The organism is Persicobacter psychrovividus, from assembly GCF_036492425.1.
Classification (GTDB): domain Bacteria; phylum Bacteroidota; class Bacteroidia; order Cytophagales; family Cyclobacteriaceae; genus Persicobacter; species Persicobacter psychrovividus.
In genome coordinates this window covers 1,410,272-1,436,345 of sequence record NZ_AP025292.1, presented here as the reverse complement: position 1 = coordinate 1,436,345, position 26,074 = coordinate 1,410,272, and the positions used below count along the sequence as shown (strand labels likewise).

18 protein-coding genes and 1 riboswitch are annotated in these 26,074 nt (G+C 44.5%); of the genes, 11 read left to right on the top strand and 7 right to left on the bottom strand.

From position 1 onward, the window contains the following. Window positions 1–40: 40 nt before the first annotated feature. From AABK40_RS06290 to AABK40_RS06270, 5 genes are all read left to right on the top strand, one after another. Window positions 41–631, top strand: a complete 591-nt coding sequence (locus tag AABK40_RS06290) for a 50S ribosomal protein L25/general stress protein Ctc (protein WP_332920569.1) — start codon at window positions 41–43, stop codon at window positions 629–631. 105 nt (window positions 632–736) lie between these two features. Then, window positions 737–1,297 (top strand): aminoacyl-tRNA hydrolase, encoded by a 561-nt coding sequence (gene pth / locus AABK40_RS06285; RefSeq protein ID WP_332920568.1) that lies wholly within the window; start codon window positions 737–739, stop codon window positions 1,295–1,297. A 281-nt stretch (window positions 1,298–1,578) separates the two neighbouring features. After that, window positions 1,579–7,854 (top strand): Ig-like domain-containing protein, encoded by a 6,276-nt coding sequence (locus AABK40_RS06280; RefSeq protein ID WP_338397960.1) that lies wholly within the window; start codon window positions 1,579–1,581, stop codon window positions 7,852–7,854. A gap of 3 nt (window positions 7,855–7,857) precedes the next feature. Next, window positions 7,858–8,769, top strand: a complete 912-nt coding sequence (locus tag AABK40_RS06275; RefSeq protein WP_332920566.1) for a PorP/SprF family type IX secretion system membrane protein — start codon at window positions 7,858–7,860, stop codon at window positions 8,767–8,769. 2 nt (window positions 8,770–8,771) lie between these two features. After that, the gene (locus AABK40_RS06270) at window positions 8,772–10,907 is read left to right on the top strand and encodes an OmpA family protein (protein ID WP_338397959.1); all 2,136 of its coding nucleotides are present in this window, start codon (window positions 8,772–8,774) and stop codon (window positions 10,905–10,907) included. A 74-nt stretch (window positions 10,908–10,981) separates the two neighbouring features. Here the strand turns inward: AABK40_RS06270 and thiH are convergent, their stop codons facing one another. The 7 genes from thiH to thiS are packed head-to-tail and all read right to left on the bottom strand — an operon-like array spanning window position 10,982 to window position 16,919. Next, window positions 10,982–12,100, bottom strand: coding sequence for a 2-iminoacetate synthase ThiH (thiH, locus tag AABK40_RS06265; protein ID WP_338397958.1), 1,119 nt, complete (start codon window positions 12,098–12,100; stop codon window positions 10,982–10,984). Further along, entirely contained in the window at window positions 12,100–12,873 is a 774-nt protein-coding gene (locus AABK40_RS06260; RefSeq protein WP_338397957.1) for a thiazole synthase, read from the bottom strand. The genes thiH and AABK40_RS06260 overlap by 1 nt, the downstream gene beginning before the upstream one ends. After that, a complete protein-coding gene (gene thiE, locus AABK40_RS06255; RefSeq protein ID WP_338397956.1) occupies window positions 12,867–13,508 on the bottom strand; it encodes a thiamine phosphate synthase in 642 nt (213 codons plus the stop codon). Before thiE ends, AABK40_RS06260 begins: the two co-directional genes overlap by 7 nt. Window positions 13,509–13,510: 2 nt before the next feature. Then, window positions 13,511–14,251 carry a hydroxymethylpyrimidine/phosphomethylpyrimidine kinase gene (locus AABK40_RS06250; RefSeq protein ID WP_338397955.1) on the bottom strand — a complete coding sequence of 247 codons (741 nt, stop codon included), beginning with the start codon at window positions 14,249–14,251 and terminating at the stop codon, window positions 13,511–13,513. Continuing rightward, window positions 14,241–14,852, bottom strand: coding sequence for a hypothetical protein (locus AABK40_RS06245; RefSeq protein ID WP_338397954.1), 612 nt, complete (start codon window positions 14,850–14,852; stop codon window positions 14,241–14,243). Before AABK40_RS06245 ends, AABK40_RS06250 begins: the two co-directional genes overlap by 11 nt. Further along, window positions 14,853–16,712, bottom strand: coding sequence for a phosphomethylpyrimidine synthase ThiC (gene thiC / locus AABK40_RS06240; RefSeq protein WP_338397953.1), 1,860 nt, complete (start codon window positions 16,710–16,712; stop codon window positions 14,853–14,855). A 3-nt stretch (window positions 16,713–16,715) separates the two neighbouring features. Then, window positions 16,716–16,919: a sulfur carrier protein ThiS gene (thiS, locus tag AABK40_RS06235; protein WP_338397952.1), complete on the bottom strand. Its 204-nt coding sequence runs from the start codon at window positions 16,917–16,919 to the stop codon at window positions 16,716–16,718. A 130-nt stretch (window positions 16,920–17,049) separates the two neighbouring features. Next, window positions 17,050–17,140, bottom strand: a riboswitch (TPP riboswitch). A gap of 405 nt (window positions 17,141–17,545) precedes the next feature. On the opposite strand from thiS, the gene AABK40_RS06230 reads away from it, so the two are divergent. The 6 genes from AABK40_RS06230 to priA all read left to right on the top strand — a co-directional run bounded on the left by AABK40_RS06230 (window position 17,546) and on the right by priA (window position 26,052). Then, the gene (locus tag AABK40_RS06230; RefSeq protein WP_332920557.1) at window positions 17,546–19,177 is read left to right on the top strand and encodes a S41 family peptidase; all 1,632 of its coding nucleotides are present in this window, start codon (window positions 17,546–17,548) and stop codon (window positions 19,175–19,177) included. Window positions 19,178–19,341: 164 nt separating this feature from the next. Next, a complete protein-coding gene (gene hutG, locus AABK40_RS06225; RefSeq protein WP_332920556.1) occupies window positions 19,342–20,331 on the top strand; it encodes a formimidoylglutamase in 990 nt (329 codons plus the stop codon). A 104-nt stretch (window positions 20,332–20,435) separates the two neighbouring features. Then, window positions 20,436–20,957, top strand: a complete 522-nt coding sequence (locus AABK40_RS06220) for a GNAT family N-acetyltransferase (protein WP_338397951.1) — start codon at window positions 20,436–20,438, stop codon at window positions 20,955–20,957. 258 nt (window positions 20,958–21,215) lie between these two features. Beyond that, entirely contained in the window at window positions 21,216–22,202 is a 987-nt protein-coding gene (locus AABK40_RS06215) for a GSCFA domain-containing protein (RefSeq protein WP_338397950.1), read from the top strand. Between the two features lie 599 nt (window positions 22,203–22,801). Beyond that, complete coding sequence (locus AABK40_RS06210) at window positions 22,802–23,485, top strand: hypothetical protein (RefSeq protein WP_338397949.1); 684 nt, start codon at window positions 22,802–22,804, stop codon at window positions 23,483–23,485. Between the two features lie 68 nt (window positions 23,486–23,553). After that, the gene (gene priA, locus AABK40_RS06205) at window positions 23,554–26,052 is read left to right on the top strand and encodes a replication restart helicase PriA (RefSeq protein ID WP_332920553.1); all 2,499 of its coding nucleotides are present in this window, start codon (window positions 23,554–23,556) and stop codon (window positions 26,050–26,052) included. Window positions 26,053–26,074 lie beyond the last annotated feature (22 nt).

Here is a 26,074-nt window from a genome sequence, read left to right as displayed (position 1 = left end):
CAGGCTTTTAATATTTATTTATACTTAACAATTTATTATCATGCAAACTATTGAGGTTGTAGGGTTTAAAAGAGCGAACCTTGGTAAAAAGGATGCTAAAGATTTACGTTTAGAAGGTAATGTTCCTGCTGTACTTTACGGTGGTGAAGAGCAAGTACACTTCTACGCTCCAGCATACTTGTTCCGCGACTTGGTATACACTCCAAACGTATACTTCGTAAAATTGAACATTGAAGGAACTGAATACAAAGCGGTATTGCAAGACACGCAATTCCACCCAGTATCAGAAAATTTGTTGCATGCTGATTTCTTGTTGGTGAACGACGATAAGCCAATGAAAATGGAATTGCCTGTAGTTTTCGAAGGAAGCTCTCCAGGTGTTGCAGTTGGTGGTCGTTTGGTTACGAAATTGCGTAAAATCAAAGTTAAAGCTTTGCCTAACGCTTTGCCTGATAACATCAAAGTTGATATTTCTACTTTGGAATTGGGTAAATCAGTTAAAGTTGGTGAAGTACCTGTAGAAGGACTTGAAATTTTGAACAACCCAACTATTTCTATCGCTACAGTTGAGATTCCTCGTGCATTGCGTTCGAAGCAATCTGCTGGCGAAGATGGTTCAGAAGAAGCATAAGCTTCCCACTGATCTTAAAAAATTTAAATCCTCACGTTTTAACGTGGGGATTTTTTATTCCTGCCAATCTGAAGGGACCTCCTTCATTATTATGATCTAAAAATCATGAAATATCTAATCGTTGGTCTGGGTAATATCGGACCAGAATATGAACTCACACGCCATAATATTGGTTTTTTGACATTGGACCGATTAGCGGACAGTAAAAATGTAGCATTCCAGACAGACCGTCTGGCATTCAAAACTGAGTACAAATTCAAAGGGAGACACATTCACCTGATTAAGCCGACCACCTATATGAACCTGAGTGGGAAAGCAGTACGCCATTGGATGAATGAACTCAAGATCCCCAAGGAAAATGTATTGGTGATCGTGGACGACCTTGCCCTGCCTTTCGGCAAATTGCGTATGCGGGCCAAAGGCTCTGCCGCAGGACATAACGGCCTGAAAAATATCGAAGAACTCACTGGCGGACAAAATTACGCAAGGCTGAAATTCGGTATCGGAAATGAATTCTCCAAAGGCAAGCAAGTCGACTTTGTATTGGGGAAATTTGAAGGAGGCGATCTCGCAGAACTCCCCCTTTTCATGGATAAAGCCATTGAGATGATTCACGGATTCTGTAGCATCGGAATTAACCGAACCATGAGTCAGTATAATGACTAAAATTGAAAGCCTGATTTTGTTCAGGCTTTTTTGTTGCGCTTTTTTTCGCAAAAACACCTCAATCCGCACATCATTAAAAAGTACAACTGCCACGCCGTATCCCCCACCTAAAGCCCTAAATCAGCTATAAAAAGGGCCATTGCACGGATTCTCCTCTAATTAATTACATAGCGGTTATGTTTGGGTTTAAAAACACACGGTGTTCGTATAAAGGGTTAACACAGTAACCACCTAACATCATTAACCTAATGAACATCCTTGCTCCATCCTTTGGAAGAGACATGGCTATTCTTTTATTCAGTCTTTTCTTCATATTACCTTCCTCACTTCAGGCACAAAGCCCTGTACCCCTCTCAGGAATCGTCAATGAATATGGCGAGGTCCTCGGGATCAATGAGCAGAAATGTAAGCTCAAAATCACCAATCCGGAAGGTTTTTCCATAGGCGATAAAATTTTGATCCACCAATCCAAAGGTGCGACCTTCAATACGGCTCAAACCGACGAATATGGCGATGCTGTTGATATGGCTAACGCTGGAAATTTCGAAGTCAATACGGTCCTGACGGTTGTCGGGGACACTCTTATACTTACACATAAACTCCTCCGGGATTATGATCCGGGCTTCGGTGTCCAGGTGGTTGGGCTCCCCGACATGGTGGACGCTGAGGTCACCGCTGAAGTGACCGCAAAACCCTGGGACGGTAAAACAGGTGGGATTGTCTTTCTCCTTGCACATGGTACACTTGAACTTAATGCACCAGTAATTGCAGATTCCATCGGCTATATAGGAGGACAAACAGCAAGAGGGGGAAATCGGGAAAACACCTTTGAGTATGCCTTTACTGATCAGGCAATAGGTGGTAGCAAAGGAGAATCCATGGCCTTCCCAGTCACCCAGGACGTAAGCCCTTCTAATTATGGAAGAGGGAAAATTATTACCGGTGGTGGTGGTGGAAATAATCACAATGCCGGTGGTGGTGGTGGTGCGAATTATGGCGCTGGAGGTTTGGGCGGTCGTGCACTTCAAACCAAGCGACGAATCACTACAGATAATGACAGCAATGATGGCAATACCCCTGGGGAACTGATCGGTGGACTTGGCGGGATGTCTTTGTCAGACAATTTCAAGCTCACCTCCTTCAATAAGATTTTTATGGGTGGTGGCGGTGGTGCCGGACATCAAAACTCTGGTACTTCTGCCTTTAAAAACCGTCGTCATTCCAGAGGACAAAATGGTGGGGGGATCATTATTCTTTCCGCTAATTACCTGATCACGAATAACAACAAAATCAGTGCAAACGGAGGCTCCTACCCCGCACTTGCCACCGTTTCCGCAGACAGAATCCCCAATTCCACTACTGACAATGCTTCTGGTGGTGGTGGTGCCGGCGGAAGTGTGCTCATTGATGCCGACGGTGTAGCGGGAGGATTATTGATCGACCTCAACGGTGGAAATGGCGGACACACCTACAAAGGCAATGTACAGGATGCCTACGGCCCAGGCGGTGGTGGCGGTGGTGGAACCTTATCGCTCAGTAAAGCACAGTATTTAAATCAAACCACCTGGTCGGCAACGGGCGGGGAGGCTGGAACCATTCAGGAAAACAGCGTGCTTTTCAGTGCCGACAAATTTTATGGATCAAAGCCTGGCGCTCTGGGTGGCATTGCTTTTGGCATTTCTCTGCTTGAAGGAACAATTCCCTGTAATGATGCCCCAAATGCTGAAGATGATTTAGGATATACAGGCGCCAACACCCCTATTTCCCTGAATTTCCTAAAAAATGACCAAGCCAATACAAATGTGGATTTTAATATCCTGTCCCACTTTAAGTTTGGCTCCCTAACGGTCGAAGATAGCATCATGACCTATACGCCTGTCAATGGATTTATTGGTCAGGACACCCTTGAGTATGAATTATGTGTTGGAACAGGTGCCAATAAAGCCTGTGACCCGGCTTATGTAATCATACAGGTTATTCCCGATGAAGCGCCTAAACTAAAAGACTCTTTTTACAGCCTGACAACCTTTGGCCCTTTTCAAATTCACATTGATGAATTAGCAGAAAACCTGCCGGAAAACTACACCTTAACCATATGTGAAGACCCTGAACTCGGTACCGTAACAGTTATCGATAACAAAATTCTTGAATACATTCCTGACTATATTACAGAAGCAGGACAGGCGCAATTTTGCTATGAGGTCTGTGTGAACCCCAACACGGAGGACGAGACCTGTAGTACAGGCGAAATTGTCATCCCATTCGACTATGACATTACCGTGCTTACCCTTGAAGATGATGTGAATACCACACCAAACACGGCCATTACTTTCGACCCTACAATCAACGACAAAGCTCCGGAAGGATACACCATTTCCCTTTGTAATACGGGTCAGACCCAGGGTAATGCAACCGTTTTGGCCGATCAGCAAATTCAGTATACGCCTCCTACAGACTTCGAAGGGCAGGATGCGATCTGCTATACCCTTTGTGATCCTACTGGAGAGCAGTGCCATTCCAATATCATTAATGTTGAGGTAGCTACCGCCTGGAATGTCCAGCTTACCGACGATGAAACCCAAACCCCATACCGAAGCCCGATCGACATTAATGTTTTGATTAATGATACCGAGCTTCCTGAAGATGACAGTTACAGCCTGCAAATTTGTAACACGCAAGTCAATGGTACGGCAACCATAACTGCGGAAAATGAAATACGATATGTACCCAATGACAACTTCTTTGGTAAGGAAATCATCTGTTACAGTGTTTGTAGCACCAACAACCCTGAACTTTGTGAAGAAGCCTTTGCCGTTGTGGAAGTCATCATCGACCCGAATGAAATTCCGTCAATTTTCCCTGTCGAGGTTAATACCCAGCCCGATGCTGTTCCTTTCGTATTTGACCCTGCCCAGATTCCGCAATTTCAATTGCCACCCAACTATGAAATTATCTTAATAGAGGGACCTGAGGCAGGAGATGCCATAATCGTTGATGGAAAAATCATTAAATACACTTTGGACCCATCTCAAGAGGGCACCTTTAAAATCAAATATCAGCTTTGTAATACCCTGCCACAATATGATGATCAGTGTAGCGAAGCGTATCTGACCTTCGACAGCTTCTATCCATCGACCACGGTAGCACCCCAAACCGACAGTGATATCATTCAGCAAGGGGAAGTTGCAAGTGTAAATGTATATGAGAATGACCAGATTAATAATGGGATATTCGGATCCATTACGTTGGTGAACCCAACCTCTGACAATGGTACGGTTCGCGTCAACGACAAAACCATTACATTCACGCCTAATGCCGATTTTATTGGCACTGAGATTATCCAATACGAACTGTGTAGTCAGGAAGGGCCTTGCGCACAATCCCAATTGTTTGTAAGTGTAAATCCTCAAGCGAATGATGACAACAGTCCGGTGATTTACACGATTAACTATAACCTTTCAGCAAACACCCCTATTCCTGCATTTGACCCTGCCACCATCACGGCCTTTGATTTACCGCCAAACTATGCGCTCACCATTCTGGAACAGCCCACAGACGGTACCGTCAATTTGAATGGCAACGTCATCACTTATGTACCCGATGCAAATCAGGGAGCAGGCATTTACAGCATAAAATATGAGATTTGTAATACGGATCCTGCACACACTGATAAATGCGCATCGGCATACCTTACCTATGACATTTATGCGCCCTCGGCTATTGTTGTTGCCCAGACAGATGGAGCCACAACTCCGCAGGGTGTAGAAGTTACGGTTGATGTGGTCGCTAACGACCGGATAGAAAATGATGAGTTTGAAAGTATTTCCATCATTTCAGGTGGGGACAACGGAACGGTAAGCATCGAGGGCGATCAGGTGAAATTTATTCCCGATCCGAGCTTTTTCGGCACTGAGATTATCACCTATGAACTTTGTTCAAAAGGAGCTGTATGTGCGCAATCGCAATTATTCATCAGCGTGAATCGTACCGCCATTCCAATAAGTGAAATCCCTAATATTCATGCCTTAACACTGAATATCGAAAGCAATGCCCCAGAGCAAACTTTCATTCCAGGGAATATCAGTGATTTTGAATTGCCTGACAATTACGAACTGACCATCATTGAACAACCCACGGAAGGCAGTGCAACTGTTGATAACGGCAACATCAAATTTACCCCAGCACCGGATCAGTCTGGTGTGGCGCAAATAAGATATCGTATTTGTAATACCCGTGAAGGCTATACCGATCAGTGCGATGAGAGTATTCTGAATTATGACATCACCGCTCCGGACATCAGTATTATTGCCCAAACTGATATTGCAATCATCAATCAGGGGGAAAGCGCTGAGGTCAATATTTTCGCCAACGATGACTTGGGCAGTGGTACTTTTGCCTCCATCACAACCGATGCCACGTCTATAAACGGTGGTACAATAGCACTCTCCGACGACACCAAAACACTGACGTACACCCCTCAGGCGGGATTCTTCGGTACAGACATCCTCACCTATCAGTTATGTACCAGCGAAGGCCCATGTGCCGAAGGATTGGTATTCATTACTGTGCATCGACAGGAAGTGCCTGCGGACGAGATCCCTGAGGTCTATCCACTGACCTATTATATTCAGCCCACCGATGCGCCAGAGGTTTTCAACCCCAACCTTATTGAGGATTTTATCATTCCCGCAAATTATACCATCAACATTACTGAACAGCCCGATTTTGGAACTGCAATTGTGGAAGACGGAAAAATCAAATTTACACCAGACCCCAACCAAGAGGGGGCTTTCAAAATCAAATATGAGGTCTGTAACACCCAGCCAACTTTTGCCGACCAGTGCGATGAAACTTACCTTACCTATGAAGTTCGTCTGCCAAATGCTGAAGTGATTGCCCAGACCGACAGTAAAAACATTCAGCAGGGAGAGGTGGCCATTATCGACCTTTTTGCCAACGATCGCATCGTTAATGGTTCTTTCGGATCGATGAATATTGTGTCAGCTTCTTTGAATGGCACCGTGAGTCTGGACAATACCACCCTGACCTTCACACCGAAACCGACCTTCACAGGAACGGAAATCATTACCTATGAACTCTGTAGTGAAGACGGGCAATGTACACAGGCGCTGGCTTTCATCAGTATTAATGCCATGGAGGCTCTCGATGCTGAAGAGGACTTTATCTCCACGCCTCACCAAACCCCAGTCATCGTGGATGTAAAAGCCAATGACCAATTCGACCGGCCGGTAACCGTTGCGCTATGCGAGCCATTAAGCCCTGATGTTGGTATTGCCGACCTGAATGATGATGGATCTTTCCTTTTCACTCCAGCGGAAACCTTCTTCGGAACAGCGGTATTCTGTTATCAGATTTGTGATGAGGAAATCACCAGCAACTGCGCTAAGGCATTTGTAATTATTGATGTCCAAAAGCCCGAGGAACTGAAACTCAATACGGACCAGGCAAGTGTATTGGTCAATCAATCCGTATTGGTACCCGTAACAGAAAATGATAATATCTCTGCCAATGAAATAAAATCGGTAACCGTTTGTAGCCAGCCCGCATTCGGTACTGTGGTTGCTGACGGGCTTAGTATCCTGTACACTGCAGGGGCATCCCCAAGCAATGAGCCTATCATTTTCTGCTATGAGGTTTGTGATATCTATGGCCGATGTAAAACTTCCTTCGTGATGGTGGAAGTCACTGGAGAGCTCAAAGACTTCACCCTTGCCAACGATGAAAAGGTCATTGCTCCTGAAGGCGCATCGACGATCGATTTCCTTGACAATGATGAATTGCCAGAAAATTATACCGTCATTCTCTGTGATACTGAATTCCCTGGCACCGCAACACTAACCTCTGGCCTGATGCTGGAATATACCCCAGACCCAAGCAGTAGCACGTCTTATGTGGATATCTGTTATCAAGTTTGTGAAAGGAAAAATGGACAGAAAGTAAACTGTAAAAATTCCAATATCAGATTATCCATGTTCGAAGGCCTTCAAGCAGTGGACGATACTTATGAAACAAGCATCAATCAGGGGGTGGATATTAGCCCGTGGGAAAATGATGAATATCCGAGGGATTCGGAGATGGATCTGCCGCCATACTTTAAAATAATTACCCAACCGGCAAATGGCACAATCTATCCCGGAACGGACTTTATCACTTACGTCCCCGACACCTCTTTTGTGGGCACGGACCAGTTTACCTACACCATTTGTTACGACTCCAAAAGTGATCTCTGTGATACGGCTATGGTAACCATCAACATCACACAACAGGTTGCCCTGAACATCTTCAATGCGGTATCGCCAAATGGGGATGGTTTGAATGAAACATTTTATATCGAAGATTTGGAACAGTTCTCCAAGAATCAGCTGCTGATCTTCAACCGATGGGGAGAAAAAGTCTATCAGGTCTCCAACTATAAAAACGACTGGGCAGGAACCGACTCCCGCAACAGGCCACTGCCCGATGGCACCTATTACTATGTACTCAAAATTGTAGGCATTGATGAAGAGTTTTCAGGATTCATCACCATTCAACGCTAACCTATGAAAAAATTATATATCACGTTGCTTTGCTCTGTTTTCAGCCTGTTCTGCCAGGCACAACAAGAGCCGATGTACACCCAATACCTGTTTAATGGCTTAATGTACAACCCTGCCTATGCCGGAAGCCGTGCCTGGGTAAGCGCCAGTTTACTGTATCGCCACCAGTGGACGCAGCTTGAAGGAGCACCTAAAACAGCCACCTTTTCCCTGCACGGGCAACCGACAGAAAAAATGGGGCTGGGAATGAACGTTTACAACGACCAGCTCGGGGTTAACCGAACCACCGGCTTTAACGGGAGCTATTCCTATAAAATTCCGCTCAGCAAAAAACACTCCTTACGCCTGGGGGTAACTGGGGGGATTATTCAATACAACAACAACTGGGATGAACTCAATATTCAGGACCCTGACGACCCATTGTTTGGCCTCAACAATGAATCCTTCCTTCTACCCACTGTTGGCGTAGGCGCTTACTATTATTCAGAGCGATTCTTTGCTGGAATCTCCTTGCCTCAGCTTATGCAACACCGACTGAACAAGGAGAACCCCGATGCACAGGCACAGCTGCTCAACCATATGTACATCACCTTTGGGGCGATTTTTCCCGTTTCTTCATCTGTTAAGCTAAAACCCGCAGTATTGATGAAGCAGGTCAGTGGGCGGCCATTTCAGGTAGATGCCAACATCACGGCGATCTTCAACGATTACCTTTGGGTCGGGGCCACCTACCGATCCAATGACGGCCTGGCGGTCATGGCAGAAATACACCCCAAACCCCAATGGTGGTTTGGCTATGCTTATGATTATCCTATTTCGGATTTGGGCCCACAACAAATTGGTACCCATGAAATATTTATAGGCTTCGACCTCTTTAAAATGGATGAAGCGATTTTCAGCCCAAGATATTTCTAACAATGAAACAACTACTGCTCACTACCCTACTGACGGCCATCATTGCTTTGAATGGTTTTGGACAACAAAAAACACTGATCAAAGCGGACAAGCATTTCAAAAAACATGAATACACCGCCGCTATTGATGAATACAGTAAGTACCTGGCCACAAAAAACAGTGGCGAGGTAACACAAAAGCTGGCGCAGGCCTATATGGCGGCCAAAAGGTACCCTGAAGCCCTGGAGACCTACCGTGTACTGATCAAACTATACCCTGCAAAAACAGAACTGATGTTGCCTTATGCCGATTTGCTGATGAGTCAAAAAAGCTACAAGGCCGCTCGGGTGGTACTGAAACGATACCTCAATTACCATCCCGAAGACCGCGCACTCATTATGCCCAAATTACGCGCCTGTGGAAACTACAGCAGCCTGTCGGTGAACAAATTCGCCGTTAAAGCGGAAGCCACTAATTTCAACAGTGAATTTAATGATTTCAGCCCAACGGTTGTTGAAGACAAACTGATCTGGTGTTCCTCTCGCGCATATCACAAATCGCGGTACTTATGGGATAATCAGCACTTTATCAACTTATTTGAAGGGCAACTCAACGGTATTGGTCAGATTGATGATGCCACAGCAATGCCCAAAACCATCAACTCAAAACTACATGAAGGGCCGGCTACTTTTGACCAGGCAACCAAAACCCTCTACTTTACTCGAAACACCTCCAACGAACGGGAGCAGCGAAACTTACAGATAATGTACACCCAAAAGGAAGGGGATGAAAAGTGGAGCAAGCCAAAACATTTAAACTTTCATAAAAAGCATTCTTCCGAAGGTCACCCGACGATTAGCAAAGATGGGCAAACCATGTATCTGGTCACGAATTATAGCGATGGCTATGGTGGCACAGATCTCTATAAAAGCAGTAAAACACCTTATGGAAAATGGGGCACGCCCGAAAACCTTGGGAAAAGCATCAACACCAATGGCAATGAGCTGTTTCCCTATATTGCTGATGACGGCTATCTGTATTTTTCCTCAGACACCCACCCAGGGCTTGGCGGCCTTGATTTATTCAGGGTAAAAGTGGAAGGTGATAAATATGGGGAAGTGGAACACCTCGGTGCCCCTTTCAATTCCGAGAAAGATGATTTTGGGATTTGCCTGATTGGCAGGGACTCCACAGATTTTCGGGGCTTTTTCTCTTCCAACCGAGGGGCAAGAAATGGCAATGACGACATTTACCATTTTCAGAATATCATGATTGACCTCAATGTTACGGTAAAGGACAAAGAAAATGGCAAATCCATTCCCATGGCAAGCATTGAATTGATTGATGATAAAGGCAAAGTGGTTCGTGGGGTCAGTGATGAATTTGGCGAATATTTTATCCGCCTGAATCCTGAGATTGCATATAAGGTCAATTGCGATAAAAAACGATACACCACGGAAGCCCTCGCTTTCGACACCAAGGGGTTCACTGAAAATAAAACCATCGAGAAGGAGATTTATCTGAGTAAAGGCTACACCCCGCATCTTACTGGCAAGGTGGTGAACGGTACTTCCAATACCATTTTACCTAAAGCCGTAGTGGTGCTCAAAGATGTAAATACTGGCGATGTCAGATCGTATGAGTCTGAGGATGGCTACTATGACTTTTCCGTACAGCCAGGGAGCGAATACCTCATTCTGGCTCAGAAAACGGACTTCATGAGTCATGAACAAACCGTAAGCGTGCCCTTAAATCAAATGAGAAACATCAATAGGATCTCTCCGCTGGAGCGACTGAAAAAAAATAAGATTCTCGACATTGAGAACATTTATTATGAATTTGACCGAGCGGCCATTACCCCTGAATCTCGGACAACACTCAACAAGGTTATCCGCATCCTAAAAAATAATCCCGACATCGTTTTGGAACTTTCCTCCCATACCGATGCACGAGGCACGGACGAATACAATAAGGTTCTTTCTCAGAAAAGAGCAAAATCCGCCCTGGCCTATTTTGAGAAATTCGGCATTGAGCCCTTTAGGCTGGTCTATAAATATTATGGCGAAACACAGCCAAAAATGCCCTGCCCCAACGGCGACTGCCCAGAGGAAGTGCATGCCGCAAACCGAAGGACCGAGTTCAAAATTCTTGACTTTTAAAATACTGTGTTAGGCTTTTCCACGAAAGCCAAAATTAGGGGAGGTTGCTAAATGCACCTCCCATTTCTTTGCGCCTATTTCACATCATAGGAAAGGTCCCAGTCTTTCCAAACGGCCTCGTAGCCCTTGGATTGCAGCATTTTTGCAATCGCCTCGGGGCTCCGCTCATCGGAAATCTCAAACTGCTCCAACGATTGTGGCGCCACCGCATAACCTCCTGGGTTGGTCTTCGATCCCGCACTCATGGAAGTAATGCCAAGTTTGAAGGCATGATCTCGAAAAACCTCATGTTCCCTTGTGCTGAGGCTCATTTCCACCTCCTGATTGAACAGGCGGTAAGCACAAATCAACTGAACAAGCTCACGGTCATTCATCGCTACTTTAGGTTCCAGCCCTCCACTGAATGGCCTAAGGCGCGGAAAGGAGATCGAATATTTGGTCTGCCAATATTTTTTCTCAAGATATGACAAATGCAATGCATTGAAAAAACAGTCGGTTCTCCAGTCTTCCAAACCAATCAGCACCCCCAGGCCAATTTTATGAATCCCTGCCCTACCCAGACGGTCGGGAGTTTCCAGTCGGTAATCGAAATTGGATTTTCGCCCTTTGGTATGGTGAATTTTGTAATCCGCCTCGTGATAGGTTTCCTGATAAATGTAAACCTGATTCAGCCCTTCCGCAATCAATTCTTCATACTCCTGCTGTTCCAAGGGTTGCACCTCCATGGATAAATTTGCAAAGTGCGGACGCAGTAAGCGCATGGCTTTCTTGATGTAAGGGACACCCACAGTACGGTTTGCCTCACCCGTTACCAGCAGCAAATGTTCAAAACCCATCGCCTTTATCGTGGAGGCTTCTTTAAGTATTTCGGCATCCGTCAGTGTCCGCCTCGGAATTTTATTGTCAAGACTGAACCCACAATAGGTACAAATATTCTGACATTCATTGGAGAGATACATCGGCACATACATCTGAATCGTTTTCCCAAAACGCTTTTGTGTTAATTGATGACTGCGCTGTGCCATCTCTTCGAGAAACGGTTCCGCGGCAGGGGAAATCATGGCCATGAAATCCTCGAGATTTCTGTGCTTACTTGCCAATGCCCGCCTGACGTCCGTTGCCGTTTTGGCATAAATCCTGGCTTTGACCTCCTCCCATCGATATTCCGAAAACAATGATTTAAATGAATCCATCAGTCCCCGAGTTCAGCTAAAAAATCCGTCAGTGGGCTGCTTGCCTGTGCCACTGCTTGTTTTGGTGCCAATTTCGCTTCATAAGCTAATCGTCCTGCCTCAACAGCAAGCTTAAAAGCGCAAGCCATTTGCGTTGGATTTTCAGAGACCGCAATAGCAGTATTGACCAGCACCGCATCAGCCCCCATCTCCATGGCCTGCGCGGCATGAGACGGCGCACCAATACCAGCATCCACCACCACGGGCACATTGCTTTGCTCAATGATAATCTCTAAAAAAGCCGCCGCTTCCAATCCCTTATTACTGCCAATAGGCGCCGCCAGTGGCATTACGGCAGCGGTCCCCACCTCTTCAAGGCGTTTACATAGCACAGGATCAGCATGGCAATAAGGCAAAACCACGAACCCTTTTTTCACCAGGGCTTCGGCAGCCTTCAGGGTTTCAATAGGATCAGGCATTAAATATTTAGGATCTGGATGAATCTCCAGCTTCAGCCAGTTCGTCTGCAAGGCCTCCCTGGCAAGTTCAGCGGCAAAAATCGCCTCTTTGGCAGTTCTGACCCCCGAGGTATTGGGCAAAAGGTGAAGGTGCGGATGTTGCAGGTGCGATAAAATATCATCGCGTTCATCATTGACATCTACCCGTTTTAAAGCCATGGTGACCAGTTCCGAAGCGGAAGCCAGCAGGGCGTTTTCCATCTCTATGGAAGAGGCAAATTTCCCCGTTCCTGTAAACAAACGGGACTGAAATGTTCGGTTGGCAATGGTTAACATGTTGTTGTGTTTTTTAATTGAAATATTCCTTCGACAAACTTCACAAAGGCTTCAGGGTCGGGATGATGATGAAGCTCCGAAGAAATCGCGATGCCGTAAACCCCTGCATTGAAAAGGGGGTAAACATCGTCTGCTTTAATTCCCCCAATCGCAAAAACAGGCAGCTCAATTTTGGCGATGGCCATTTGTTTTATCAGTCGCTGATAGCCTTCAATAGCAAGAATTGGACTGAGCTTGGTTTTGGTTTTGGTAAATCGAAAAGGGCCCAGTCCTACGTAATCTACCCCATTTTGCCAATGCCACTTCAGGTGGTCAAAAGTATTGCAGGTACCGCCGATCTCCACCGAAGGCCCCAATAACTTTCGCGCTTCATCTGTGGGCATATCATTTAACCCCAAATGAACAGAAGGAATGCCAAGCGACAAGGCGAGTGCCGCATGGTCGTTGATCGTCAGTTTTACCTGATGTTCCCCACAGATTTTCTGTGCGGCAAGGGCTGTTTTTTTCACCTCCTTCGGATCACAATCTTTCAGGCGTAGCTGCACCCACTTCACCCCCACCTGACAGGCAAAGGCAATATTTTCAAGTTGTATCGCAGGGGTTTTTCCCTGACTGATATAGATTAATCTTTCCATACTTATAAATGGTGGTATGTCAATAGCCCTTCGTGGTAGGCCATTCGCTGTTCAAGGTATTCTTTTGCCAAATGGCAGGCGGTTTTCAGGTCCTGCCCCAAAGCAAGCTGGGCGGTAATCGCTGCGCTTAATATGCAGCCCGTACCATGTTTGGCAGGTAACTTCCCCCGATTACTTTTGATGACCGAAATTCCCTCTCCTTCCACCAACAGGTCTTCACCAAGGTGGTTTTCCCGATGACCTCCTTTCAGTAAAAGATGAGCGGCATATGGCCACTTTTCCACGGACTGGCTACCAAACAATTGTTTGTACTCCTCGGCATTCGGGGTAATCAGAAATAGTTGAGGAAGAATTTCTGTCTTAAAAATCCGATGTCCTTCCTGATGAAACTCGAAGCCTGCAGAAGCAGAAAGTACAGGGTCAAGAATAATTCTTGCTGATGGTGCCTGTGAAATGATGACCTGCAAAATATCCCGCAAAGCAACCCATGAAGGCACCAGTCCAACCTTAATGTATTGCGGCTTGTAAAGCTGAAGTAAAACCTTCAGCTGACTAATAATCTCCTCGGTTTTCAGCCAGCCCACCTGCTCAAAATGCTGCTCGTTTTGCGCAGACCAGCACGTTTGAACGGCCAGCCCCATCACCTGATGTTGCTCAAAGGTTTTTACATCAGCAAGCACACCTGCACCCGCAGAAGGGTCGAAACCTGCAATGCTCAGGACTGTCGTTCGATCAACTTTCATTGATAATCGTCATTATTTGCTTAAAATTCTCCAGTGGTTCATCAGCCCCCGCCCATATACTGCCCATCAAAGCGCAGGACTTAAATCCCCAATCTTTTAAAATTGGAATTTGGGGTTTCCCTACCCCGCCCAAAGCAACTGCATCGGGGAATATTTTCAGGCATTGACTGCCGAAATTGGCATCTTCAGGCTGATAACTATTTTTACTGATACTCGGAAAAACAGGACTGACCAATAAAATAGGAGCCCACTTTCTTCGGGCATTCAGCGCGCTTATCGTGTGTGCTCCAGTACTCCATTGGTTACCTTTGGCAAGCATTTTTTGCTGCTCATTTTCTTCAGCAGCACAAATTTGCTCCGCAAGCTCCCCTTTGGCATGAATGTTCACCTCACCAATACTTTCAGCAGGTATTTCTGATAAATGCACCCATATTCTCTGATGAAAACCCATGGGCAGCTGCTTCAGGAAATCCTGAAAATCTTGGGGCTTAAATGGTGCCTTTCGCCAGTGGTAAGCATGCAGCCCCTGATCAAAGAGCGATCTCACCAAAGCCGCTTCATCGACTAAAGCATGCGTTGGTGAGATGAGCCGCACTTTCATTTATTGATAAATTTCTTTACCCGTAGCTTCAAATAACTGCTTCTTTTCTTCCATACCTTTGGCTATCGCTTCTTCAGAATCAAGGCCATTTTTGTCGGCATAGTCTCTCACTTCCTGCGTGATTTTCATCGAACAGAAATTTGGCCCACACATCGAGCAAAAATGGGCTACCTTCGCTCCTTCAGCGGGCAGGGTTTCATCATGAAACTCCCTTGCAGTGTCTGGATCAAGGGCAAGATTGAACTGATCTTCCCAGCGGAACTCAAAGCGGGCCTTACTCATGGCGTTATCACGGACATAAGCACCAGGGTGTCCTTTGGCAAGATCGGCAGCATGAGCCGCAATTTTATAGGTTATCACGCCGTCTTTGACATCCTTTTTATTGGGCAGCCCCAGGTGCTCTTTCGGTGTTACATAGCACAACATAGCCGTACCATACCATCCGATTTGTGCGGCACCAATAGCTGAAGTGATATGATCGTAGCCAGGGGCAATATCAGTAACCAATGGTCCGAGGGTATAAAATGGCGCTTCAAAACAGTCACGCAATTCTTTTTCCATGTTCTCCTTGATCATCTGCATCGGTACATGGCCAGGCCCTTCAATCATCACCTGACAATCCTGAGCCCATGCTCTTTTGGTCAACTCACCAAGGGTTTCAAGCTCGCTAAACTGCGCGCGGTCATTGGCATCCGCCAAACAGCCTGGGCGCAATCCATCTCCAAGAGAAAAGGCTACATCATATTTTTTCATGATTTGGCAAATCTCATCAAAATGGGTGTAAATGAAATTTTCCTGATGATGTGCCAGGCACCATTTGGCCATTATCGAGCCTCCACGGGAAACAATACCCGTCAGGCGTTTAGCCGTCATGGGCACATAGCGCAACAACACCCCTGCGTGAATGGTAAAATAATCCACTCCCTGCTCTGCCTGCTCAATCAGGGTATCGCGAAAAATTTCCCATGTTAAATCTTCAGCCTTCCCTTTTACCTTTTCAAGGGCCTGATAGATTGGTACGGTACCAATTGGAACTGGCGAGTTGCGAATGATCCACTCACGGGTTTCATGGATATTTTTCCCCGTTGAAAGGTCCATTACGGTATCTGCGCCCCAACGAATAGCCCATACTGCTTTTTCTACCTCCTCTTCTATGGAGCTGGTTACGGCTGAATTACCGATATTGGCGTTGATTTTCACCAGAAAGTTCCGACCGATAATCATCGGCTCAATTTCTGGGTGATTAATATTCGATGGGATCACCGCACGGCCTGAAGCCACTTCCTGACGCACAAACTCTGGGGTAATTTCTCTTGGCGTCATGGCCCCAAAATTCTCGCCCTCATGCTCCACGCCGCGGTCTTTCACTTCAGCGAGTCGCTGATTTTCACGAATGGCCACATATTCCATTTCAGGCGTAATAATTCCCTGTCGGGCATAATACATTTGGGTAACGGGTTGCTCGCTGTTGGCAATCAGCGGCTTCCGAAGTGCCTTGAATCTGAACTCATCCAAAGAGGCATCATTTAACCGCTCATTACCATAGGCTGAAGTGATTCCTTCGAGTTGTTTCACATCGCCTCGTCCACGGATCCACGCTTCACGCAGAGGCTTCAGCCCTTGCCGAACATCCACATTTTCTGAAGGGTCGGTATATACTCCTGAGGTGTCGTAAACAGCCACGGGCTCATTGGGCACCAACTTTTCCGTCCCAAAAATCTTGGTGGGGCTAAGAGAAATCTCCCGCATGGGCACTTTTACATCCTGGTGAATCTCACCTTGGATATATACCTTTTTTGATGCTGGAAAGGGCGAACGGGTAATGGTCGCCGTAGTAGGTGTGGTTTCTGGTTTTTTCATGGTTTATCCTCCTTGTGTTGCTCGAATGATCAGAACTTTATCCTCGGATTGCAAAAGGTGAGTTTCCCAATCGGCACGTGAAACAACACACTGATTTACCGCCACAGCGATACCCGAGGCTTCAATAAGTTGTTCAGATTTTAAAAATTGGGCAAGGGAAAGATTTTCCGTGCACTCCTTTGCAGTTTCGTTGAGGTAAATTATCATCTCCTAAAATGAAAAATTGAATCGGTAAAATGCTATAAATAGCATGGTATCGATTAAAATCTAATACAGGCTTGAAAAATCAACGCCTAAAACCATAGGAATGACCACCGCTCAGGAGGGTACACACATCATGAAGAATTTCACTTTTCCCTTCGGTAGGGTTAACTACATCAGGTTCGTAGGGTATAATCTCAGCCGATCAGGCACCCCTAAAGTTTCCTCCAAATGTAGCATTAAAATATATTTGCAAGCAAATAAATCCGTCACTTTTATTTTTTGGTCAGTTTAAAAAGCTGCAATAATCGGAGGCCACACCCCCTTTAAAAAGTCCAAAACAGCCCCATATTTTGGCTTTTTACATTTAAAAGTCGCTCCTGCCCCATCAACAGTAATTTTGGCACTGCTATAATTGTAAAGTGCAAACGCAAAAAATCCCATAACTTTTAACTTATATTACGTACTTATCTAATAAATACCTTAGAATTGGCATTTAAAGCAAAGAATTCATTAATCCCATTTTGGGAAATTAAAGATTATGCCCAACTTATGCCTAATTTTATAATTATTAGGCGAAACTCACCCTTTCGCATTTCAACTTTGCAATTAATCTAACATTACATTATAGAATGAGTAGCAAGAAAAATTCAGCGTTTCACATTAAATTACCGATTTTTATCGCCCTGGGCTTAATTGCAGGTATTTTAATTGGCGCCACCATGGCGGGTAATGAATCACCCAAAAACAACTCACTCATCAGTTCCATTCATAAATTTTCCAATATTGTCAGCTATATTCAGCGGGATTATGTCGATGAAGTAGACACGGAAGATTTGGTGGAAACTGCCATCTCAAAAATGCTGGAAAAATTAGATCCGCATAGCGTATATATCCCTGCCAAGGATTTAGAAATGTCAAAATCTCAGCTTGAAGGAAAATTCTATGGCATAGGTATTGAGTTCAATATTTTACGCGATACTCTATATGTGGTCTCTCCATTAAGTGGTGGGCCTTCACAAAAATTAGGGATAAAAAGTGGGGATAAAATTGTAGAGGTCGATGGCGAAAATATTGCTTCTACGGGAATCTCCAACCGCGACGTAGTGGATATGCTCCGAGGTGAGCAAGGCACCAAAGTGAATGTCAAGATCTACCGCAAAAACTCGAAGGAACTCCTAAACTTCGATATTGTAAGAGATAAAATCCCTCAAAATTCTTTAGAGGTCGCTTATATGGTCGATCACGAAATTGGCTATATGAAGATCAGCCGTTTCTCGGCAACCACCTATCAGGAGTTCCATGATGGTTTGAAAAAGCTGAAAAATGAAGGCATGACCAAACTGATTCTTGACCTTCAGGGTAACCCAGGAGGCTATATGGATCGGGCGGTAAAAATTGCAGATGATCTTTTGGACAACGACGCCCTGATCGTCTATACCAAAGGGAAAGAAAAACGCTACAACACGCAATATTACGCCAAACGCCCTGGTCTTTTTGAAAAAGGAAAATTGATTGTTTTGCTTGATGAAGGAAGTGCCTCGGCTTCGGAAATTGTTTCGGGTGCTGTGCAGGACAATGACCGCGGCTTGGTTGTTGGTCGCCGTTCCTTCGGTAAAGGTTTGGTACAAATGCCTATTCCGCTGAATGATGGCTCGGAACTTCGACTCACAATCAGTAGATATTATACGCCAAGTGGTCGTTCGATTCAAAAGCCTTATGACGCCAAACATATGGAGGATTATTTCAATGACAGGCTCAACAGGTATGAACACGGTGAGTTTTTCCACGCCGACAGCATTAAGATGAATGACAGCCTGAAATATAAAACCGTTCATGGAAGAACCGTTTATGGTGGTGGTGGAATCATGCCTGATTATTTCGTACCATTGGATACCGCAAACCAAAGCGATTACTTCGTGAAGCTATTCTACTCTAATGCGCTGAGAGAATACACGATCAAATATTCAGAGAAAAATGCCAAGAAATTAAAGGCAATGAAGTATGAAGACTTCCGTAAGAATTTCCGAGTTTCAGAGGCGATGCTTAAAGATTTGATCAAAACGGCAGAAGAGCTCGATGTCAAGTTCAATAAAGAGCAGTATGAAACTTCAAAGGATATGATCAAGCTTCGAATTAAGGCGCAGGTTGCGAGAAGCATTTGGGATAATGAAGGCTTCTACCCGATTTTCAATGAACAAAATGAAGCCTTTATTCAGGCCGTTAAAATTATGGATAACGATAAATCCTGGGTGAAATTATAGCCGATTTTCACCCACAATATAACTGAATTCTAAAAAGCGATACCATCCACTGGTATCGCTTTTTTTTAGGTCGAAAACGGACAAAAAATAAAAATCGGTGAGGGTAATTTCTATTCAGCCTAAGAATAACTAAATTTCGGTATCTAAAAACCAATTACATTCTCATGAGCTACACAAGCCCCGATTTACGCCAATGGCATGGAAGAGTTGATATTGAAGACGGATCGTTAGGCCACCGTTGGCATCAGGTAGTGGAAGGTTTGGACCTTGACGCCTCCTCTCCATTAGATGACCAAAGTAAACGTTTTGCCTTTTTAGGTTTCCGCAGTGATGAAGGTGTAAAAAGAAACAAGGGACGTATTGGCGCTGTCAAAGGCCCTGAAGTCATGCGAAAAGTAATGAGCAGTACTGCCGTTCATTTCGACGAGGCGAAAGTCAAACTCCTGGAGGCAGGCGACGTTTCCTGTGTCAATCACGATATGGAGCATGCGCAGACAGAACTTGGCAAACGCGTCCGCCAGCTTTTGGAACGCAACACACTGCCTATCGTCCTTGGTGGAGGACATGAAATTTCTTTTGGGCACTATCAGGGATTGCATCAATGGGTGAAAAAACACCATCCTGACAAAAAATTGGGGATCATCAATTTTGATGCGCATTTTGACCTGCGGACACCTACCGAAGGCCCTTCGAGTGGAACACCGTTTTTTCAAATTGCGGAACTTTGCAAAGCAGAAAACACCCCCTTTTTGTATGAAGTCATGGGTATTAACCCTGCGGCGAACACGCGAAAATTATTTCAGACTGCTGAAGAGCTGAATGTGCACCATGTGCCTTATTACGAGATGCACATCAGCCATATTCACGACCTGGCGCATACGGTGCATAAATTCATCAATCGTTGTGATTTCATCTACCTGACCATCGATATGGACGTCTTTTCCGCGCCTTTCGCTCCAGGAGTCAGCGCATTGAATTCCTGCGGCACATTTCCTGAAGTGATTTCCTCCATGGTCCGTCGAATTGCCAAATCAGGGAAATTATTGAGCATGGATATTGCCGAGCTCAACCCGAAATTTGATATTGATGATCGCACGGCTAAACTGGCCAGTCACCTGATTTACGAACTCATCACCGCAAAAACCACCGACTAAGGAGCTGTCTGTTGAATAATTTCAGTTTTTATCCATAGATCAATCGGTTTATGACAGTGGGTTTAGCGAGTAGTTGTTTACAATTAGAACAGATGTAGTAAAAAATGAATTACTTTAAACAAGAATCAGAAAGACTGAAATTCAGAAAACTTGAGATAGAAGATATTCCTTCGTGGAGAGCCTTTTTTGTAGGTAATGATAGATTAAAATTTTTAGGAATTGATTTGTCAAAAAAACCTGATACTCTCGCAGCAGAATGGATAGAAAGGCAACTGAAGAGGTATGAAAAGGAAGGCTTAGGACATTTAGCGGTAGAATTGAAGGAGACAGATGAATTCATCGGAGTTGGTGGTATAATACCAAGAACATTGGAAAGCAAAAATGAATTTGAGATCGCTTACTCTTTACTGCCCAAATTTTGGAAAAATGGATATGGGACAGAATTAGCCGAACAAATGAAAAAATATGGTTTTGAGAAAATCAAAGCAGACCGTCTTGTTTCAATTATTGATAAGGAAAATTATGACTCGATAAATGTAGCAGTCAAAAATGGAATGAAAGTGCTATTCGAAACTACATATTTAGGTATGGATGTAGAAGTTTATGGAATAATCAAAAATTCTTAGCATTAAAACGACTGTTTATACTGACCCCTAAAAACAAAGCCCACGATAACGCCTAATCCAGCTATCCATCCAAAGAATAATGGGTGGTTCTTGCGTTTATATTTAAAAAAACATCGGTATTTTCGGCTTACACCACTAACCGATAAAGAGGCTGTCGCATCACGCATGTCGTCATGCAACAGCCTCATTTTACGGAACACCATTCACCCCTCATCAAGTTAGGAAATCGATCAGCTGATTTACGAGCCCTTTACCATTATGAATCTGACAACGGCAGTTCCAAATCCCACAACAAATATCAGCCTGCAGCCTGCGGATAAAGTCTTAACCATAGGATCTTGTTTCGCCGAAGTTACTGGTTCCCGACTTCAGGAGGGAGGTTTTCAGGTTTTAAGCAACCCCTATGGGCCTTTGTACAACCCTGCAAGTGTGTTTAATGCCCTGAGCTGGGCAATGGACGAGCACCCCATCCAAGTGCATGATCTTGTAGAAGTACAATCGGTGTGGCGACATTTTCATTTTCATTCCGATTGTGCCGAGCTTTCGAAGGAAGCTTTGATTGACAAACTGACGAAAATACAGCGGCAGGTAAAAAAACAAATTCTCGAATCCAAACTCCTCATTATTACCCTCGGCACTGCTTTTGTTTACTACCGAAAAAGTGATCAACAGTTGGTAGGGAACTGTCATAAAATACCCGCCAAAGCATTTGACCGAAAAATGCTGACCATTGCTCAAATCACTTCCGAATTTGAAAAACTGTTGCCTAAAATAAAAAACCTTCAGCCCGATATTCAGGTCCTCTTTTCAGTAAGTCCTGTACGTCACCTGAAAGATGGCGCTGTTCAAAACAGTAAATCCAAAGCTATATTGAAATTGGCTGTGGATGAAATTGTCAGTCAGCACTCCTGCTGCGAATATTTTCCTACTTTTGAGATTATGATGGACGAACTGCGCGACTATCGATATTATGCGGATGACCTTACCCACCCCAGCCATTTGGCCGAAGAGATCATTTATGACCGCTTCAAGGCCACCTACCTCAGCGCTTCGGCACAGGCACAGGTTAGGTTGGTCGGGAATTTGAAAAAAGCCGCACGGCATCGCCCATTCTTCCCGCAAACCCCTGAACACCAAAAATTCATTCGCACAACATTGTCCAAAATGGCTGCCCTGCCCAACCATATTGACTTATCCGCTGAAATTCAGTCGCTGAAGGCGCAACAAGAAAAATTCCTGACATAAGCGCTATTGCCCCTTCAATTCAGGGTATTTTTAACGTCCACAGATTGTACAATTTCGCACAGAATATTTTTAGGGAATCGAGAGGCTGTTGCGCAACTGTCCATGGAAGCGCTATATCCAAATTTTATGCTGCCCCTCCTCTACTTCGGATTAAATGGGTGTGAGCAAATTTGATTTGGTTTGATTAATTGCAATCATCGTTATGCCACATCCCCTAAGGAATGAAATCCTATGGGGTGGTTTGCTGTGATTAAATTCTTGGGCAAAACATCAAATAGGGAGAATTTTGTAAAAGGTGTAATTCCGTGCAAATCTATGGGTAAAATATCAGACGGTAATGGAGGAATGTAGCACTATTCAAAATAATTTAAGAACAGCCGCAGGGAAATAGCCCCAAACCTTCAAGATTTTTCATATCTTCACGGGTATTATTGAAATTAAAAATCACGACATTGTCTGCTGGCAATTATTACATTAATTCAAGTATGAATTAAACTTTGCGCAAAAATACAGGTGTTAAAAAATAGGCATACCCCAATTTTTAGCATTAAGCATCATTTTTGCATACAGTTACAGTGTCCACCAAAAGATTATCAAAGTTGGCAAATTATTTCAAAGGGACCATGGTCAAAATGACCGACGAAGAACTTTCGGAGGTTATCAAGAATAGAGAAAAATATGCAGCGCTCTACGTTGAAGCGGCCGCACAAGAAATAAAAGATCGCAAAGAACGACCGAAGCCGCAAATTAAAGAGGGAGAAGGCATTCAGGTGACCAACCAAACGGATGGCAGCAAGAAAATTGTTCTGAACGAGGAGCAGATCAGCAAGCTGATTAAAGACAAAAAATTGCAGCCTGTACCAAGTTTGTATTCAAAGGTATCCATTGCTCTGACGTCGATTTTCATCACGCCACTGTTAGGAATTATCCTGTTCTCTTCCAATTTACGGCGCACAGGAGACACGAAGGGTATTAATTTAACCTGGATTCTCGTTATTGGCTACATCGTGATCAGCACGCTTATCGGCGCCCTAATGCCCGAGAGTGCTGCGATTGATTTTAAGGCACTTCAGTCGGCAGACGCTTCCGCATTATTGCCGCTACTGCCAATAATTGTGGTGAATTTGGTCATAAATATCGCCTTTGCCTTTCTGATTATCACTTACGCCTGGGATAAAATTATAGGTAAAAACCGCCGCTATCATAAGCGTCAGGCCATTGGAACGGTCATTATTTATATATTAATTTTAGTGGTTTTGAGCCAGTTTAGCGGGTTGTTTTAAAGAATTAATGATAAATTTAAAGGCAGTAATTTTTTTACTGCCTTTTTTTATGCCTGAAAAATTTGAGTATGTCTTTATTCGATACGCCAAAATCACCTGCGCATTATGCCGATGTGATCTTGCCTGTTGCTGTTCCTAAGTTATTTACCTATGAAATCCCACCTAATATGGTAGGTTTTCTTTCAGTCGGCTTTCGAGTAATTGTCCCGTTTGGCTCAAAAATCACCACGGGAATCATCAATAAACTTCATCAAAATCCCCCAAAATACAACACCAAATTTATCGATAATATCCTCGATAATGAGCCCATAGTCAGTCCTGTTCAAATCCAATTTATGCGCTGGATGGCCTCTTATTATCTTTGTACTATTGGGGAAGTGTTGAAAGCGGTACTACCTTCAGGCATGAAAATCAGTTCGGAATCACGGGTTCAGCTGCACCCTGATTTCGATTTAGAGACTACAGAAGAGCCCTTGAATGAGCGTGAGCAGCTGCTTTTAGCGCATTTGAGTCAGCACCCACATGTAGACATGAAAGAGGTGCCTAAAATTATCGGTGTAAAGCAGTACGCCCCACATATCAAATCCCTGATTGAGAAGCAGGCCATCATCATCTTTGAACATGTCAAAGAAAAATACAATCCTAAAAAAGAAAAAAGAGTCCGATTAAAGGCACACTGGGCAGAAGAAACCGCCTTAAATCAATTGTTTGGCTTGCTTGAAAAAAAGCAAAAAGGACTGGAATGTGTGATGCGATATCTTCAGTCTGTCAATATTTTTGATCACCCTGAACTCAACAATGTTGGTTTGGAAAAAAAGGCTTTGGTCGCACAGAATGTGTCTGCATCTTCCATTAAAACGCTGGTAAAAAATCAGATTATGGAGGAGTTTGAGGTACAGGTTTCCCGCCTCGGCCGTGACCAAATCCCTGACAGATCCACCATTACACTTACCGAAGCGCAGGAGAAAGCCAAAGCCGAAATTATCGAAGGCATGGGAAGTGGTAAGCCCGTATTATTCCATGGAATAACAGGTTCAGGGAAAACAGAGATATACATAGACCTCATTCAGCAAGCGCTTGAGGCAGGCACACAGGTGCTTTTGATGTTGCCAGAAATCGCCCTTACCACCCAGATCGTAGATCGACTGGCACATTATTTTGGGGAACAGATGGGAATTTACCATTCAAAATATTCTGACCAAGAACGTGTAGAGGTATGGAATGGTGTTGTTAATGGGCAAATTCAGTTTGTCGTCGGGGTGCGCTCTTCATTATTGTTACCCTTTGACAATTTGGGATTGATCATCGTTGATGAATCCCACGAGATTTCCTACAAACAACATGAGCCCAACCCCAGATATTATGCAGCAGATGCGGCACTGATCCTGGCGCACTTACACCATTGCCCCATTATTATGGGATCAGCGACCCCCTCTTTCGAGCAGCTCTTTTTGGCACAGGAAAAGAAGTACCATTTGGTACAACTGACAGAAAGATTTGGCGATGCCCAACTTCCAAAAATGCAATTGGTAGATATTAGCAGGGAGCGCAAAAAGAAAACCATGGTTGGTGATTACAGCAGCGTACTGATCAATGCGATCAAGGAAACGGTGGGTAAAGGCGAGCAGGTGATCATCTTCCAGAACCGCCGTGGCTATGCCCCAATACTTATCTGTGAAGATTGTGGCACCTCCCATCAATGCCCGAATTGCGCTGTTTCACTGACCTTGCACCAGCACCGCAATGAATTGATCTGCCATTATTGTGGGCATCAGGACAAAGTTCCGATGGACTGTTTTGCCTGTGGGTCGGTAAAGCTATCCACTCAGGGGTTTGGTACCCAAAAGCTTGAAGAAGATCTGCAAAATATTTTCCCTGATTACAGTATTCAACGTATGGACCTGGATACCACACGGAACAAAAACAGCTACCAGGTGATTATCGATGATTTCGAACAACAAAAAATTGATATTCTGATCGGTACACAGATTGTAACCAAAGGACTTGATTTTGGTGGGGTAACTTTAGTGGGGGTGGTAGATGCCGACAGAATGCTTCGTTTCCCTGACTTCAGAGCCAATGAACGGGCATATCAGATGATTACACAGGTGGGAGGACGAGCTGGTCGCCGAGCCTCACAACAAGGAAGGGTTATTATCCAAACCAGACAAACAGATCAGGATGTTTTGCAAAAAGTAATTCAGCAGGATTTTAAAGGTTTATTCAAACAGGAACTCGCCGAACGTTTAGAGTTTCAGTACCCTCCCTTTCGGAGACTGATAAAAATTACCATAAAAAATCCCGATGAGCAGGTATGTCAGCAGGCCGCCCTGTATTTAAATGCCGTGTTGGAGGAATGGATTGGTAAGCAACGTGTGCTCGGTGCACAGACCCCTTATATTTCAAAAATCCGCAACTTATTCCTTCGGGAAATTACCATAAAAATTGAGCGGGAGGGTGTGGATTTAAAAAGGGTGAAGTCATTGATTCAGCAGGCAGTCATTGAAACTTACGCTCAAAAAGCTTTTGCAAAAACGCATATTATCAGCGATGTAGACCCCTACTAAAAAAGCGCCCCGAGGGGCGCCT